The organism is Stenotrophomonas sp. 93052_Sma, from assembly GCF_056481145.1.
In genome coordinates this window covers 3,363,768-3,379,086 of sequence record NZ_CM151134.1, presented here as the reverse complement: position 1 = coordinate 3,379,086, position 15,319 = coordinate 3,363,768, and the positions used below count along the sequence as shown (strand labels likewise).

The window sequence follows — 15,319 nt, the reverse complement described above, 5'->3', positions numbered from 1 at the left end:
CCATGCTCGGCTCAAATCGTTCCGATATCGAAATATTCGATTCCGATGGAGATTCATCCACGCATGCGTGGATCTACCGTGTCGACCAAGGTCGACAACTACCAACAGCCTCCGGAATCTGTCAGAGGCGGGGCGGTGTGGTTGTGCGGGACCGTTGGCGCCATGGATGGCGCCATCGAGCCCCCATGGATGGGTTTACGGCGTGTCCTGCACAGCCACACCGCCCCGCCATCCCACGGAATACCAGCTTTGGCTGTTGCTTCGGCTGTTGCTGTTGCTTGAACGCTTCTGCAGGTGCAGGGCGCAGCCCTGCCGAACCCCCCTTTACTTGACCTGCACCTCGATCACGCCGTCGCCAACGCGGGCCTGCAGGGCGTCACCCGGCTGCACCTGGTCGACGTGCCGCACCAGGGTACCGTCGTCGCTGCGGGTCAGGATGCTGTAGCCACGTGCCACAGTCGCCAGCGGGCTGACCGCTTCCAGCGAACGCGCCAGCCCGCGCAGGCGCAGTGCATCGCGTTCCAGAAGACGCTGCATCGCAATCTGTGGGCGCCCGCGCAGGGCAGCCAGGCGGCGCTGCATCGCGTCGAGCTGGCGCTGCGGATGATGCCCGCGCAGCACCGCCGCCGCATGGCGCAGGCGTGCGGCACGGCGTTCCTGCTGCTGGTTGAACGCGGCATGCAGGCGCCGGCCCAGATCGAGCTGGCGGCGGCGCAGCAGGTCCAGCCGCGCCTGCGGGCTCTGTGCGTTCAGGCGCAGCAGGGCACGATCGGCGCGCTGCATCGCCTGCTGCATCGCATGCCGTTGCAGCTGCACCATGCGCGCTGCAGTCCGGCGCAGGCGCAGGGCCAGTTCGCGCTGGTCGGGTACCAGCAGTTCGGCCGCCACCGACGGCGTCGGTGCGCGCAGGTCGGCGGCAAAATCGCTGAGGCTGAAGTCGGTTTCGTGTCCCACCGCCGACACCACCGGGGTGCGGCTGGCGGCGATCGCTCGGGCCAGCGCTTCATCGTTGAACGCCCACAGGTCTTCCAGCGAGCCGCCACCGCGGGTCAGCAGGATCACGTCGTAGCGGCCACTGGCATCGGCCGCCTGCAGCAGGCGGGTGATCTGCGCGGCGGCGCTGCTGCCCTGGACCAGGGTAGGCAGCAGGTCCACTTCCAGCAGCGGGAAGCGGCGGCCGAGCACGCTCAGCACGTCGCGCACGGCGGCACCGGTGGGCGAGGTGATCACTGCCAGGCGCTGCACGTGCGCCGGCAGCGGCCGCTTGCGTGCCGGGTCGAACAGGCCCTCGGCCTCCAGGCGTGCCTTCAGCTCCTCGAAGGCGCGGCGCAGCGCGCCTTCGCCGGCTTCTTCCATGTGGTCCAGCACCATCTGGTACTCGCCACGGGCGTCGTACAGGGTCACCTTGCCGCGCACCAGCACGCGCATGCCTTCGCGCGGCACGAACTTCAGGTACTGCGCCTTCATCCGGAACATTGCCGCGCGCAGCTGCGCACGTGCGTCCTTCAGGGTGAAATACAGGTGCCCGGAGGCAGGGCGCGCCACGCTGCCCAGTTCGGCCTCGACCCAGATCGCCGGGAAGCTGCCTTCCAGCAGGTCGCGGGCCAGGGTGTTGAGCTGGCTGGGGGTGAGGATGTCGTTGTTGCGTGGCTGCATGGGAACGGCGTGCTGCGGGCGGAACGGGGGCTCAGGATCGCACGTCAGCGCACCGTGTGCTGGCCCAGCGCCCACTGCACGTGTTCACGCACCAGCGGCGAGGGATCGTCGACGCGGGTGTGCAGGGCGGCAAGCGCGTCGGCCGAGGGCGGTGCATTGCCCAGTGCCACGGCGATGTTGCGCAGCCAGCGCTCGTGGCCGCTGCGCCGGATCGGGCTGCCTTCGGTGCGGCGCAGGAACTCGGCTTCATCCCAGGCGAACAGCTGGTCCAGCCGCGCGGTATCGAGGTTGTTGCGCGCGCGGAAGTCGGCTTCGTCGGTACGCTTGGCGAACTTGTTCCAGGGGCAGACCAGCTGGCAGTCATCACAGCCGTAGATGCGGTTGCCGATCAACGGCCGCATCTCTTCGGGAATGGCGCCGTCGTGCTCGATGGTCAGGTAGGAGATACAGCGCCGCGCGTCCAGCCGCTGCGGGCCGGTGATGGCCTGGGTCGGGCAGACATCGATGCAGCGCGTGCAGGTACCGCAGTGTGCTGTGGCCGCTGCATCGATCGGCAGCGGGATATCGATGTAGATCTCGCCGATGAAGAACCAGGAGCCGCCATGGCGGTCGATCAGGCAGGTGTGCTTGCCGATCCAGCCCAGGCCGGCATTGCGCGCCAGTGCGCGTTCCAGCACGGGGGCGGAATCGACGAATACGCGGTAGCCCAGCGGTGCCACTTCATCGTTGATCTGCGTGGCCAGCTTCTGCAGGCGGTTGCGCATCAGCTTGTGGTAGTCGCGACCCAAAGCGTAACGGGCCACGTAGGCGCGGCCCGGGTCGGCCAGGGTTGCCCAAGCTACGGTGTCGTCCTTGTGGCTGTAGTCCATGCCCACCGAGATCACCCGCACGGTGCCGGGCAGCAGTTCGGCCGGGCGCGCGCGCAGGGTGCCGTGGCGCGCCATCCAGTCCATCGTGCCGTACAGGCCCTGGCCCAGCCAGTCGGCCAGGTGCGCTTCATCCTCGCCCAGCTCGACGCCGGCGATGCCACAGCGCTGGAAGCCATGCGCACGGGCGAGTTCGCGGATGCGCTGCACGGCCTGGGCCGGATCGACAGGGGCGGGGACGGGGGACATGTGCACCAGTATAAAATCCCCGCATGGCCAACCTTGCCGATCTGTTCGATTCCGCTGCCGCGCGTGCGCTTGATGCGCAGGCCTCGGCGCTGGCCGCCGAGGGCGGTTGGGGCCTGATGGCACAGGCCGGCCAGGCCGCCTGGCAGTGCCTGCTGCAGCATTGGCCGCAGGCGCAGCGGATCGGCGTGGTGGTTGGTGCGGGCAACAACGGCGGCGACGGCCATGTGCTGGCCCGCCATGCGCTGCAGGCCGGACGTGAGGTGACGGTGATCGCCTTGCCGGGGAAGCCACCGTCAACCGCGCTGGCACAGCGTGCAGCATCGGAATTCACATCCGACGGCGGCACCATCACCGATTTCGACGGCGCGCTTCCCGAGGCCGATATCTGGGTCGATGCCCTGTTCGGGCTGGGCTTCGATCGCGTGCCGGAGGGCGTGGCTCAGACGCTGATTGCCGCGCTCAACGCGCAGGCGGCACCGGTTCTGGCGCTGGACGTCCCCAGTGGCGTGGATGCCGACCGCGGCGCCGTACCGGGCGAGGCGGTGAGGGCGGCGCTGACCGTGCAGTTCATCGTGCCGCATCGCGGGCTGTACACCGGCGATGCGCTGGACCATTGCGGGCGGAAGGCGCTGGCGCCGCTGCAGCTACCCACGGCCGCATGGCAGGGCGTGTCACCCGCTGCGCAGCTCTGGACGCAGGTGCGCCTGCCAGCCCTGCTGCCGCCGCGCCGCACCAATACCCACAAGGGCGAATCCGGGCACGTGCTGTGCGTCGGCGGCAACCATGGCAGCGGCGGCGCCATCGCCATGGCGGCTGAAGCGGCGTTGCGCGCGGGTGCTGGATTGCTGAGCCTGGGCACCCGCCGCGACCACGTTGGCCCGTTGCTGGCTCGGCTGCCCGAGGCCATGACCCATGCACTGGAAGATGGTGACGCGCTGCCGGCACTGCTGGACAAGGCCAGGGTGGTGGCGATCGGCCCCGGTCTGGGCCAGGACGAATGGGCGCGCACTGTTTGCGCGGGTGCTGGCCAGCGCCAGGCCACTGGTGGTCGATGCCGATGCACTGAACCTGCTGGCGCAGGATCCGCGCGCGCTGCCCGACGCCATCCTTACGCCACACCCGGGCGAGGCCGCGCGCCTGCTGGGTTGCAGCACGTCTGACATCCAGGCCGATCGCTTCACCTGCGCACAGGCACTGGCCGAGCGCTTCCACGCCGTGGTGGTGCTGAAGGGCGCCGGCAGCATCGTCGCAGCGCCGGGGCAACGGCCACGACTGATCGCGGCTGGCAATCCCGGCATGGCCGTGGGTGGCATGGGAGACCTGCTGACAGGCATCATCGCCAGCCTGCGTGGGCAAGGCCTGGCCGCCTTCGATGCCGCCGCCGCTGGTGCGCTGCTGCATGCGCTTGCCGGCGACGTCGCTGCCGCCGACGGCGCGCGCGGCCTGCTTCCTACTGATCTGCTGTCGCCGCTGCGGCGACTGGCCAACCCGGAACTCTCCCGATGATCGATTTCTTCCTTGCCGACAGCGCTGCCACTGAACTGCTCGGGCAGTGGCTGGCCGCCACCCGACCGCCGCAGGCGCTGGTCGAACTGCGCGGCGACCTGGGCGCCGGCAAATCCACCACCGCCCGCGCACTGCTGCGCGCACTGGGCGTGCAGGGGGCGATCCGCAGCCCGACCTACACCCTGGTCGAGCGCTATCCGCTGGCCAGCGGTGGCGAGGCCTGGCATCTGGATCTGTACCGGATCGGCCAGGCCGGCGAGCTCGATTTTCTCGGACTGGACGAGGGCAGCGCGGTGTTGTGGCTGGTGGAATGGCCGGAACGCGGCGCTGGCGCGCTGCCGCCGACCGACCTGGTGGTGGCGCTGGAGATCGAGGGGCAGGGGCGTCGGGTCCGTCTCACTGGAGCCAGCGACGTCGGACATGAATGGCTGGAACGGCTCCCCCAAGGGGGCGACTTGCAGGCCATTTCTGTCGGCTGACGAGAACAAACACCGGCAGGTTACGGATTATTAAGGAAAAAGGTGTTGCATTCCGTTCAGCGCGGTGATTGAATCCTGAGCCATGCGCCCCGGGAACCGTCTCATTGCCATCTGTGCCGCCGTCGGACTGAGTCTGGCGAGCGTCAGTGCGTGGGCCGGTGAAGTCCGTCAGGTCCTGCTGAATACCGGCGCCACCGGCACCCGTGCCGAGATCTCGCTGGTCGGCAGCGGCGGTTACAAGACCTTGTCGCTGGCCGGACCGAACCGCCTGGTGGTCGATTTCCCGGACTCCAGCGCCATACGCAACCTGAAAATGCCGGCCGCGCAGGGCGTGGTCACGGCGGTGCGTACCGGACAGCCGGTGCCGGGGACCTTCCGTGTCGTTTTCGACCTCGCTGAATCGGTAGCGCCGTTCCGCCCACAGATGCAGCGCGAAGGCAATGAATCCAAGCTGGTGATCGAATGGCCGGGCGATGGCCCGGCCGTGGCCGCCAGCCGCCCGCCAGCGACGCCGGCGGTGCAGCCGCAGGCACCGGTCAACACGCCCGCACCGACTCCGGCCGAGAGCGCGCAGTCGCGCAACGACGCCGCGCGCCACCGCGCTGTTGACCGCGCAGGTACAGCAGCAGGCCAGCGCCGCCGCTGCCACACCGGCCACACCGACCCCGGCCCCGTCCACTGCACCGGCCCAGGTCGCGGCAGCGGGCACGGCTGCCAGCAGCACGCCGTCCGCATCGCCGGCTGCGATCCTTGCCGGCCAGCGTACCGCCGCCGTGGTAACCACGCCGCCGGCCACAGCGCCTGCACCGGTTCCAACCACGGTGGTGCCACCGCGTCCGGCCATGCCCAGCGATGCCTCGCGCATCCGCATGCAGGCTGGCATGCGCCACCTGGTGGTGGCCATCGATCCGGGCCACGGCGGCCAGGACCCCGGTGCGATCGGCCCGACCGGCAAGCGCGAGAAGGATGTGACCCTGGCCGTAGCGCGTGAACTGGCCCGTCAGGTCAACGCGACGCCGGGCCTGAAGGCCTACCTGACCCGCGACAGCGACGTGTTCATTCCGCTGCCGATGCGCGCGCAGAAGGCGCGTGCGAACAAGGCCGACATCTTCATTTCGATCCATGCAGACGCGGCGGAAAACCGTTCGGCCACGGGCTCGTCGGTGTACGTGCTGTCGACCAAGGGAGCCTCTTCGCAGCGCGCCCGCTGGCTGGCGGACAAGGAAAACGCGGCCGACCTGGTCGGTGGCGTGCGCCTGCAGCAGACCGAAGGCACGCTCGCCAACGTGCTGCTGGATCTGGCCCAGAGCGGCTACATGAAGGCGTCCGAGGACGCGGCCGGCCATGTGCTGGGCGGCCTGAAGCGGATCGGCAACAACCACAAGCCGAACATCGAGCGCGCCAACTTCGCGGTGCTGCGTACTTCGGACATGCCGGCGATGCTGGTGGAAACCGCGTTCATCTCCAATCCGGATGAAGAGCGCCGCCTGATCGACCCGGCCTACCAGCGCAAGATCGCCGGTGCGGTGCTGGACGGCGTGCACACGTTCTTCAGCCGTCAGCCGCCGCCGGGCACGTTGTATGCCGCCCGGGCCCAGGCCGAGATCGACGCCGCCGGCACCATGGCCGGCGGCAGCAAGTAACCCGCCGAAGGCGGGTTACTGCTTTCTGTAGAGTCGAGCGGCGCTCGACTGGGCCTTCCCGGTAGCCCGTCAGTCGAGCATGGCTCGACTCTACCCTCGGCCGCTCCGTTATCATCCCCGCATGACGTCTGCTACCCATCCGCGCCCGATCCGGCCGTTGCCGGAGATCCTCATCAACCAGATCGCCGCCGGCGAAGTGGTCGAACGTCCCGCGTCGGTGGTCAAGGAGCTGGTCGAGAACGCGATCGATGCCGGCGCCAGCCGCGTTGATATCGATCTTGAAGAGGGCGGTGTCCGCCTGATCCGCATCCGCGACAACGGTAGTGGCATCGCGCCGGAACAGTTGCCGCTGGCGGTGTCGCGCCACGCCACCAGCAAGATTGCCGATCTGGACGATCTTGAATCGGTGGCCACGCTCGGTTTCCGGGGTGAAGCGCTGCCGTCGATCGCCTCGGTCAGCCGCTTCACCCTGTCCTCGCGTCGCGCACATGACGAACACGGTTCGGCGCTGCAGATCGAAGGCGGCAAGATCGGCGAAGTGACGCCCCGCGCGCATGCGCCGGGCACCACGGTGGAAGTGCGCGAGCTGTTCTACAACGTACCGGCGCGGCGCAAGTTCCTGCGCGCCGAGCGCACCGAGCTGGGCCATATCGAAGAATGGCTGCGTTCGCTGGCGCTGGCGCGGCCGGATGTCGAACTGCGCGTCTCGCACAACGGCAAGGCCTCGCGTCGCTACAAGCCGGGCGATCTGTATTCCGATGCGCGATTGGCCGAAACGCTGGGCGAGGATTTCGCCAACCAGGCCGTTCGCGTCGACCACAGCGCTGCCGGCCTGCGCCTGCACGGCTGGATTGCGCAGCCGCATTATTCGCGCGCCAGCGCCGACCAGCAGTACCTGTACGTCAACGGCCGCTCGGTGCGCGACCGCAGCGTCGCCCATGCGGTGAAGATGGCCTATGGCGATGTGCTGTATCACGGCCGCCAACCGGCCTACGTGCTGTTCCTGGAGCTTGACCCGACCCGCGTCGACGTCAACGTGCACCCGGCCAAGCACGAGGTGCGCTTCCGCGACTCGCGGCTGGTGCATGATTTTGTCTACCGCACGCTGAAGGATGCGCTGGCCGATACCCGCGCCGGCATATCGGTGCAGGACATCGGCGCCGGCTCCGCGCATCCGGTGGATGCAGGCGCGGCACCGATGCTCTCCAGTGCGGGTGCCTCCGGTTTCGGTCTGGTACGCGGTGCCGCACCTGGGGCCGGTTCGAGTGGTGGCGGTGGTGGATTCTCGGGTTGGCGCCCGCAGCAACCGCTGGGATTGCAGGTGGCCGATGCACCGGCGGCTTATGCCGCGCTGTATGCCGCACCGGCCGGCGCTGAACGCGGTGCTGCGCTGCCGCCGATGCCGACCGAGAACGGGCTGCCGGTCACCAGTGCCGACGCTGGCGTGCCACCGCTGGGCTACGCGATCGCGCAGCTGCATGGCATCTACATCCTGGCCGAGAACGCCGAAGGCCTGATCGTGGTCGACATGCATGCGGCACACGAACGCATCGGTTACGAGCGGCTGAAGAACGCGCACGATGGCATCGGCCTGCAGTCGCAGCCGCTGCTGGTGCCGATCACGCTCGCAGTGGGCGAGCGCGAAGCCGACACCGCCGAGAATGAAAGTGAAACCCTGGCCGCACTGGGCTTCGAAGTGACCCGTGCCGGTCCAGGTGCGCTGCACGTGCGCAGCATTCCGGCGCTGCTGGCGCATGCCGAACCGGAAGGCCTGCTGCGCGACGTGCTGACCGACCTGCGCGAACACGGTCAGAGCCGGCGCGTGGCCAGTGCACGCGATGAACTGCTGTCGACCATGGCCTGCCATGGCGCGGTGCGCGCCAACCGGCGCCTGACCGTGCCGGAAATGAACGCGCTGCTGCGCGACATGGAAATCACCGAGCGGTCCGGCCAGTGCAACCACGGCCGGCCGACCTGGGCCCGTTTTTCGCTGGCGGAGATCGACCGCTGGTTCCTGCGCGGACGTTGAGGGGAGCATCGATGCGTTATCGGGGAATGGGCGGCCTGCTGGCCGCTTTGGTGTTGGCCGCCTGCAGCCCGGCGACGCCGCCGGCACCAGCCTCGGCCGCGGAGGATCCGTCCTATGCCGCCGAGCAGCAGCAGTGGCGGGTGGCACGCTATCAGGACCTGACCCGGCCCGATGGCTGGACCGCGCTGGTCGGCCTGCACTGGCTGCAGAACAAATCCCACTTCGTCGGCAGCGGCGCGACCAATGGCATCCGCCTGGCGGTTGGGCCGGACAAGCTGGGCCTGCTGCGCCGTGAAGGCAGCCAATGGTGGTTCACGCCCGAAGCCGGCGTGGATGTCAGCCATGATGGCCAGCCGGTGCGCGGCCGCATCCGCATCGACACCGACAAGGATCCGCAGCCGACGCTGCTGGCGTTCGATGGCGGCAAAGGCCAGCTCAGCATCATCCGCCGCGGTCCGCGCGATGCGCTGCGGGTCAAGCACGCCGAAGCGCCGGCACGTCGCGATTTCGGTGGGCTGGAGTACTGGCCGGGCGGCCCGGACTGGCAGGTGCAGGCGCGCTTCATCGCGCACCCGCCGGGCAAGACCCTGCCCATCGTCGACATCACCGGCCTGACCACCGAAATGCCCAATGCCGGCGCGGTCGAGTTCCAGCGCGATGGCCGCAGCTGGCGGCTGGAGGCGATCGGTGCGCCGGGGCAGCCGCTGTTCCTGATCTTTGCCGATCGCACCAGCGGCCGCGGCAGCTATCCGGCCGGTCGCTATCTGGATACCGATGCACCCGCTGCCGATGGCACCGTGCGCATCGATTTCAACCATGCCTACAACCCGCCGTGTGCATTCACCGCCTATGCGACCTGTCCGCTGGCGCCGCCGGAAAACCGGTTGGACCTGCGCGTGGAAGCGGGCGAGAAGGCCTACCACCTGCCTGAAGGAGAAGGCTGATATGCCGATCAGATCCCTGTTGCGTGCCACCGTTCTGTTGGCGGCCTGTGCGCTGGCACCGCTGGTTGCAGCGCGTACCGTGCAAGCCGATACCGCTGGCGCAGCGGCGGGCAAGCCGCCGGTGCCGTTGCTGTGGAAAGTGACCGGCCCGGGTGACTCGCGCCTCTACCTGCTCGGTTCCTTCCACCTGCTGAAGCCGCAGGACTACCCGTTGTCGTCCGATGTCGAACAGGCGTTCGAAGCCTCGCAGCGGGTCGTGTTCGAACTGTCGCCGGAAGACATGCAGTCGCCGCAGCTGGCCAGCCGCATGGTGCAGGCGGCGGTCCGCACCGATGGCAGCGAACTCAAGCGCGATCTTGATGCTGCGACCTGGCAGAAGCTGCAGGTGTTCTCCACCGAAAACAAGCTGCCGCTGGCGCAGATGCAGGGGATGAAGCCGTGGTTTGTCGGCCTGAGCATTTCGGTCGGGCAGATGCAGAAGCTGGGCCTGGACCCGGCACTGGGCCTGGACCGTCACTTCATGGAGCGTGCGCAGAAGACCGGGCGCAAGACCGCGGGACTGGAAGACATCGACACCCAGATCGGCATGCTTGACGGAATGACGCTGCAGGAACAGCGGCAGATGCTGGCCGAAGCGCTGGACCAGGCCGGCAAGGCCGACGAGCAGGCACGCCAGCTGCACGACGCCTGGCGCCGCGGTGACGAGCGCGTGCTGTGGACCCGGATGGCGGCGGAAATGCGCCAGCAGTATCCGCAGCTGTATCAGCGCATCAACACCGGCCGCAATGACGCCTGGGTGCCGAAACTGCTGCCGTACCTGCAGGCCGGGCAGGGCGGTACGCTGGTGGTGGTCGGCACGCTGCACCTGCTGGGCAGTGATGGCATGGTCGAGAAGCTGAAGGCGAAGGGCTACAAGGTCGAGCGCGTATGCACGGGGTGCAAGGCGAAACGCTGACATACGGTTGGCGCGATGCCAAACAAAACGGCGCGCCAGTGGCGCGCCGTTTTCGTATCAGCTGTTGCAGCAGCTCAGCGGCGGGTCTTGCCGCCGGTGCCGGTGCCGGTGCCCGGTTCGTTCGGCTTGTTGCCGGTACCTGCGCCGGTTCCGGTTCCGGTGCCGCCCGGACGCGGGCCACCGAAGCCGGTGCCCATGTTGCGCTGGAATTCCTGCCACAGCTCCAGGTTGCGCTCGGTCAGCTGGTTCATCATCGCCCACGGGGTCTGCCCCAGCAGGTTGCCCATCTGCTGGCGGAACTGCTGCTGCTGGTCGAGGAAGACCTGCATGCTGCGCTCCAGGTAGTTGCCCATGAAGCCCTGCAGGGAGTCGCCGTAGAAGCGGATCAGCTGGCTCAGCAGCTGGGTGGACAGCATTGGTTCGCCGTCCTGTTCCTGGTCGGCGATGATCTGCAGCAGGACCGATCGCGTGAGGTCGTCGCCGCTCTTGGCGTCGCGGACTTCGAAGTCTTCACCGTCCAGGATCAGCTGGCGCACGTCCTCGATGGTGATGTAGCTGGAGATCTCGGTGTCGTAGAGACGGCGGTTCGGATACTTCTTGATGATGCGGGTCGCAGCCATGAAGCGGTACTCGTCACAGTAGACGCGCAGCATGGCGCAGTGCAGCAGCCGTTGCAACCGCCTCAGCCCCCGCCAGGCTTGGCTTTCGGCGGCGATCATGTTGCGCAACAAGGGTTTGCGTGTTGCGCAGCATGACCATCGGCAGGGGCCGGCGGCGTTCGCCGCGAGGGCCCGCTGCGCGGCTTACCAACCCATATGGTGGCCGCCGTTGATGTCCAGGTTGCTACCGGTGATCCACGAGGCTTCGTCGGCGACCAGGAACGAGACGCCGTACGCGATTTCCTCCGGCTTGCCGAGGCGTCCGGTGGGGATGTCGGCGATGATCTTGGCACGCACCTCCTCCGGCACCGCCATCACCATGTCGGTAGCGACGTAGCCGGGCGAGATGGTGTTGACGGTGATGCCGAAGCCGGCGTTCTCGCGGGCCAGCGAGATGGTGAAGCCGTGCATGCCGGCCTTGGCCGCCGCGTAGTTGGCCTGGCCGTACTGGCCCTTCAGGCCGTTGATCGAGCTGATCTGGATGACCCGGCCCCAGCCGCGGCGGCGCATGTCCTCGATGACCGGACGGGTGACGTTGAACACCGAATTGAGATTGGTGTTGATCACATCGTGCCACTGGTCCGCGCGCATGCGGTGGAAGGTGGTATCGCGGGTGATGCCGGCGTTGTTGACCAGGATCTCGACCGGACCCAGTTCGGCCTCGACGGCGCGCACCAGCGCTTCGGCGCTGTCCGGATCGGAGACATCGCCCGGGAAGATCGACACGCTGTAGCCGCGTTCGGTCATCGCCTGCTGCCAGGCGCGGGCCTTGGCCTCGTCGCGGTAGTTGGTGGCGACCCGGTGGCCCTGGTCGGCCAGGCGTTGGCAGATGGCGGTACCGATGCCGCCGGTTCCGCCGGTGACCAGTGCGACGCGAGATGTCATGGAATGCTATCCGGGTATCAGGTGGGGGAAGGGGGATTCTGCAACATCGGCGCGGAAAGTGCGCCGGCTGGCAACAGGATGTCGGCACGCGGCAGCCGCGCCGGGTCGAAGGCCTGTCGAGCGGCGGCCAGCAGCGCGTCCAGATCGCGTGCCTGCGCCAGCGCCTCAGGGGCTTGGCCGAGCAGCTGCCAGAGCTGGCGAAGCACCGGCAGCGGGCGTGCGCTGTCCACCGGCAGCGCCGCCAGTGACTTGGACAGTTTGTGGCCCGGCGCATCCAGCAGCAGCGGCAGGTGCCAGTAGCGCGGCACCGCCAGGCCCAATGCCTGCTGCAGCAGGATCTGCCGTGCCGTGGAGTCGAGCAGGTCGGCACCGCGCACCACTTCGGTCACCCCCTGCGCGGCGTCATCGACCACCACCGCCAGCTGGTAGGCCCAGCAGCCGTCCGCACGGCGCAGCACGAAGTCACCGACCTCGGCATGCACGTCCTGCTGCTGCGGGCCGCGCAGGCCATCTTCGAAGCGCACGATGCTGCCCGCTGGCACGCGGAAGCGGACGGCAGGGTCCGGTCGTGGTTGCCGTGCGACGCAGCGATGATGGATGCCGCCACTGGCGGCCAGTTCGCTGCGGCTGCAGTGGCAGACAAAGGCCTGGTCGCTGGCGAGCAGTACTTCCAGCGCAGCCTGGTAGGCCTCGCCGCGCGTGCTCTGCCAGAGCACCGGGCCATCGTGGGCCAGGCCGAACGCCGACAGTGCCTGGAGTTGCGCATCCGCTGCACCGGGCACGGTGCGCGGCGGGTCGACGTCTTCGACGCGCAGCCGCCACAGGCCGCCGTGGTGGCGGGCGAGCAACCAGCTGCCGAAGGCGGCGAGCAGGGATCCGGGGTGGAGCAGGCCGGTTGGCGAAGGGGCGAAGCGGCCGCAGGGAATGGGGGAGGTCATGCTGGCTGAATCGTCGGTCAGGTTGGCGCTTGAATTCAAGCTGACCGCACCGCAAATTGATCGATATCGACCCCTTCCGAGCCGGAATTTCCCATGTTCACCCGTATTGCCCTCTTTCTAGCGACCAACCTTGCGGTGCTGATCCTGGCCAGCATCGTGATGTCCCTCCTGGGCGTGGACTCGCGCTCGATGAGCGGCCTGCTGATCATGGCCGGTATCTTCGGTTTCGGTGGCTCCTTCATCTCGCTGCTGCTGTCCAAGTGGATGGCCAAGCGCTCCACCGGTGCGGTGGTCATCACCGAGCCGCGCAACCAGACCGAGCGCTGGCTGCTGGCTACCGTCGAGCGTCAGGCCAAGGCGGCCGGCATCGGCATGCCGGAAGTGGCCGTGTACGAAGGTCCGGAGATCAATGCCTTCGCCACCGGTGCCAACCGCAACAAGGCGCTGGTGGCGGTGTCCACCGGCCTGCTGCACAACATGAGCGAAGACGAAGCCGAAGCGGTGCTGGGCCACGAGATCGCCCACGTCGCTAACGGTGACATGATCACCATGGCCCTGCTGCAGGGTGTGCTGAACACCTTCGTGATCGTGCTGGCCCGCGTGGTCGGCGGCATCATCGACAGCGCGCTGTCGGGCAACCGCGAAGGCGGCGGCCGCGGCTTCGCCTACTACATCATCGTGTTCGTGCTGGAGATGGTGTTCGGCCTGTTCGCCACCATGATCTCGATGTGGTTCTCGCGCCATCGCGAGTTCCGCGCCGACGCAGGCGGTGCCTCGCTGGCCGGCCGCCAGAAGATGATCGCCGCGCTGGAACGCCTGCAGCTCAACCACGGCCAGAGCACGTTGCCGACCCAGATCGCGGCGTTCGGTATTGCCGGTTCGACGGCGAAGAAGCTGTTCATGAGCCACCCGCCGCTGGAAGAGCGCATCGCCGCGCTGCGGGCGTCGACGGTGGCGTAAGCCTCCGTACTTCCACGGTTGTGCAGGAACGCCTGGCCTCGCGCCGGGCGTTTTTGTTTGCGGGATGCATTGCGGATGCCGGGTCGTGCCCGGCGGATCGTTTCCGCGCCTGCGGAGAGGTGTCACTTTCTTTGCTCGTGCAAAGAAAGTAACCAAAGAAACACGCCGCCAGGGCGCGAGCCGTCGCTACGCGCCGGTACCCTGCGCTTCTCGGCGAATCAGGGGACGGCGCCGAACTCGCTGCGCTCAAACACCGGCGCCTCTTCGCCCCTGATTGCCCTGCGATGCTCGGCTCGCTCAAGGCGGACTGGAAGGTCAAGATCAACGGCAACAGCATCCACGCATGGCGTGGATCAATCGGGTGCGGCTGTGGCATTTGACCTTGGGTCCGCCTTGAGCGAGCCGAGCACCGCAGGTCCGGCGAGGGCGAAGAGGTGCGGGTGTCTGAGCGCAGCGAGTTCCCGCACCGCCCCTCGACGGACCGAGGAGCGCAGGGTACCGATGCGCAGCATCGGCTCGCGCCCCGGCGGCGTGTTTCTTTGGTTACTTTCTTTGCACGAGCAAAGAAAGTGACACCTCTCCGCGGTCGCGGAAACGAATCTCCGTGCGCGCAAACGAAAACGGCACCTTCGCAGGTGCCGTCTCCATGAACCGCTTTACGCGAAACCTCAGAACTTCGCGTCGAACTCGGCGGCGTAACCGGTGTTGACCAGCACCTTCTGCAGCGACTCGGCCACCTTCAGGTTGCCGGCCACGATCTGGTGGGTCTCCGGGCCACGGTTGTCCATGCGGCCCAGGGTTGCGCCCTTGAAGTCGCAGACCTTGCCACCGGCCTCGCGGACCAGCAGCAGGCCGGCAGCGATGTCCCATGCCTTCACGCCGGCTTCGAAGTAGGCATCGGCGCGTCCGCAGGCCACGTAGGCCAGGTCCAGCGCGGCCGAGCCGGTGCGGCGGATGTCCTCGCCGTGCACCAGCAGGGCGTCGACCGCCTTCAGCTGGGCGCTGGCGCGGCTGCGTTCGCGCGGGGCGAAGCCGGTGTGGATCATCGTGCCTTCCAGATCCTTGCGGTCGGCCACGCGGATGCGGCGGTCGTTCAGCACGGCGCCGGCGCCACGGCTGGCGGTGAACAGTTCATTGCGCAGCGGGTCGAAGATGACCGCATCGGTCGGCTCGCCATTCTCGACCAGGGCGATCGACACGCAGTAGTGCGGCACGCCGCGCAGGTAATTGCTGGTGCCGTCCAGCGGGTCGATGACCCACATCTGGCGGCGCTCGCCCTGCACGCCACCTTCTTCGCCGAAGATGCCGTAGTCCGGGTAAGCGCGCTTGAGTTCCTTGACGATGACCTTTTCCGCGTCCGCATCCACTTCGCTGGCGTAGTCCATCCGGCCCTTCTGCACCACGTTCAGTGCCTCGAGCTTGTTGATGTTGCGCAACAGGACGTTGCCGGCGAGGCGGGCGGCCTTGACCATGACGGTTACGGCGGGTTTCTGCATGGCGTGGGCTCCCGGAAAGGCAGAAGAGATGGACTGGCGGGGGAAAAGAGCGGG

Annotated in this window: 11 protein-coding genes and 2 pseudogenes; 7 read left to right on the top strand and 6 right to left on the bottom strand. The window is 67.9% G+C overall.

Translation table 11 applies throughout. The features are described from left to right. Positions 1–324: 324 nt before the first annotated feature. On the bottom strand, positions 325–1,656 hold the full coding sequence (gene xseA / locus ACZK2V_RS15905; RefSeq protein ID WP_486322579.1) for an exodeoxyribonuclease VII large subunit: 1,332 nt from the start codon (positions 1,654–1,656) through the stop codon (positions 325–327). A gap of 44 nt (positions 1,657–1,700) precedes the next feature. Beyond that, complete coding sequence (queG, locus tag ACZK2V_RS15900) at positions 1,701–2,771, bottom strand: tRNA epoxyqueuosine(34) reductase QueG (protein WP_049423897.1); 1,071 nt, start codon at positions 2,769–2,771, stop codon at positions 1,701–1,703. Between the two features lie 23 nt (positions 2,772–2,794). On the opposite strand from queG, the pseudogene ACZK2V_RS15895 reads away from it, so the two are divergent. The 6 genes and pseudogenes from ACZK2V_RS15895 to ACZK2V_RS15870 all read left to right on the top strand — a co-directional run bounded on the left by ACZK2V_RS15895 (position 2,795) and on the right by ACZK2V_RS15870 (position 10,327). Further along, positions 2,795–4,277: pseudogene (locus ACZK2V_RS15895) on the top strand (NAD(P)H-hydrate dehydratase). Then, entirely contained in the window at positions 4,274–4,756 is a 483-nt protein-coding gene (gene tsaE, locus ACZK2V_RS15890; RefSeq protein ID WP_049401237.1) for a tRNA (adenosine(37)-N6)-threonylcarbamoyltransferase complex ATPase subunit type 1 TsaE, read from the top strand. The pseudogene ACZK2V_RS15895 and the gene tsaE overlap by 4 nt, the downstream one beginning before the upstream one ends. Before the next feature lie 82 nt (positions 4,757–4,838). Further along, a pseudogene (locus tag ACZK2V_RS15885) lies at positions 4,839–6,399 on the top strand (N-acetylmuramoyl-L-alanine amidase). A 121-nt stretch (positions 6,400–6,520) separates the two neighbouring features. Continuing rightward, the gene (gene mutL / locus ACZK2V_RS15880) at positions 6,521–8,428 is read left to right on the top strand and encodes a DNA mismatch repair endonuclease MutL (protein WP_049423904.1); all 1,908 of its coding nucleotides are present in this window, start codon (positions 6,521–6,523) and stop codon (positions 8,426–8,428) included. Positions 8,429–8,439: 11 nt separating this feature from the next. Continuing rightward, positions 8,440–9,372: a DUF1684 domain-containing protein gene (locus ACZK2V_RS15875; RefSeq protein ID WP_049423906.1), complete on the top strand. Its 933-nt coding sequence runs from the start codon at positions 8,440–8,442 to the stop codon at positions 9,370–9,372. A 1-nt stretch (position 9,373) separates the two neighbouring features. Continuing rightward, entirely contained in the window at positions 9,374–10,327 is a 954-nt protein-coding gene (locus ACZK2V_RS15870) for a TraB/GumN family protein (RefSeq protein ID WP_049423908.1), read from the top strand. 74 nt (positions 10,328–10,401) lie between these two features. Here the strand turns inward: ACZK2V_RS15870 and phaR are convergent, their stop codons facing one another. From phaR to gluQRS, 3 genes are all read right to left on the bottom strand, one after another. Continuing rightward, on the bottom strand, positions 10,402–10,947 hold the full coding sequence (gene phaR / locus ACZK2V_RS15865; RefSeq protein WP_049424035.1) for a polyhydroxyalkanoate synthesis repressor PhaR: 546 nt from the start codon (positions 10,945–10,947) through the stop codon (positions 10,402–10,404). Between the two features lie 183 nt (positions 10,948–11,130). Next, positions 11,131–11,871 carry an acetoacetyl-CoA reductase gene (phbB, locus tag ACZK2V_RS15860; protein ID WP_486322578.1) on the bottom strand — a complete coding sequence of 247 codons (741 nt, stop codon included), beginning with the start codon at positions 11,869–11,871 and terminating at the stop codon, positions 11,131–11,133. Between the two features lie 17 nt (positions 11,872–11,888). Further along, a complete protein-coding gene (gene gluQRS / locus ACZK2V_RS15855) occupies positions 11,889–12,809 on the bottom strand; it encodes a tRNA glutamyl-Q(34) synthetase GluQRS (protein ID WP_049423912.1) in 921 nt (306 codons plus the stop codon). Positions 12,810–12,902: 93 nt separating this feature from the next. On the opposite strand from gluQRS, the gene htpX reads away from it, so the two are divergent. Next, positions 12,903–13,769: a protease HtpX gene (gene htpX, locus ACZK2V_RS15850; RefSeq protein WP_486322577.1), complete on the top strand. Its 867-nt coding sequence runs from the start codon at positions 12,903–12,905 to the stop codon at positions 13,767–13,769. Positions 13,770–14,437: 668 nt separating this feature from the next. Here htpX and ACZK2V_RS15845 read toward each other — a convergent pair. Further along, complete coding sequence (locus tag ACZK2V_RS15845; RefSeq protein ID WP_005417749.1) at positions 14,438–15,265, bottom strand: inositol monophosphatase family protein; 828 nt, start codon at positions 15,263–15,265, stop codon at positions 14,438–14,440. Between the last annotated feature and the right edge of the window lie 54 nt (positions 15,266–15,319).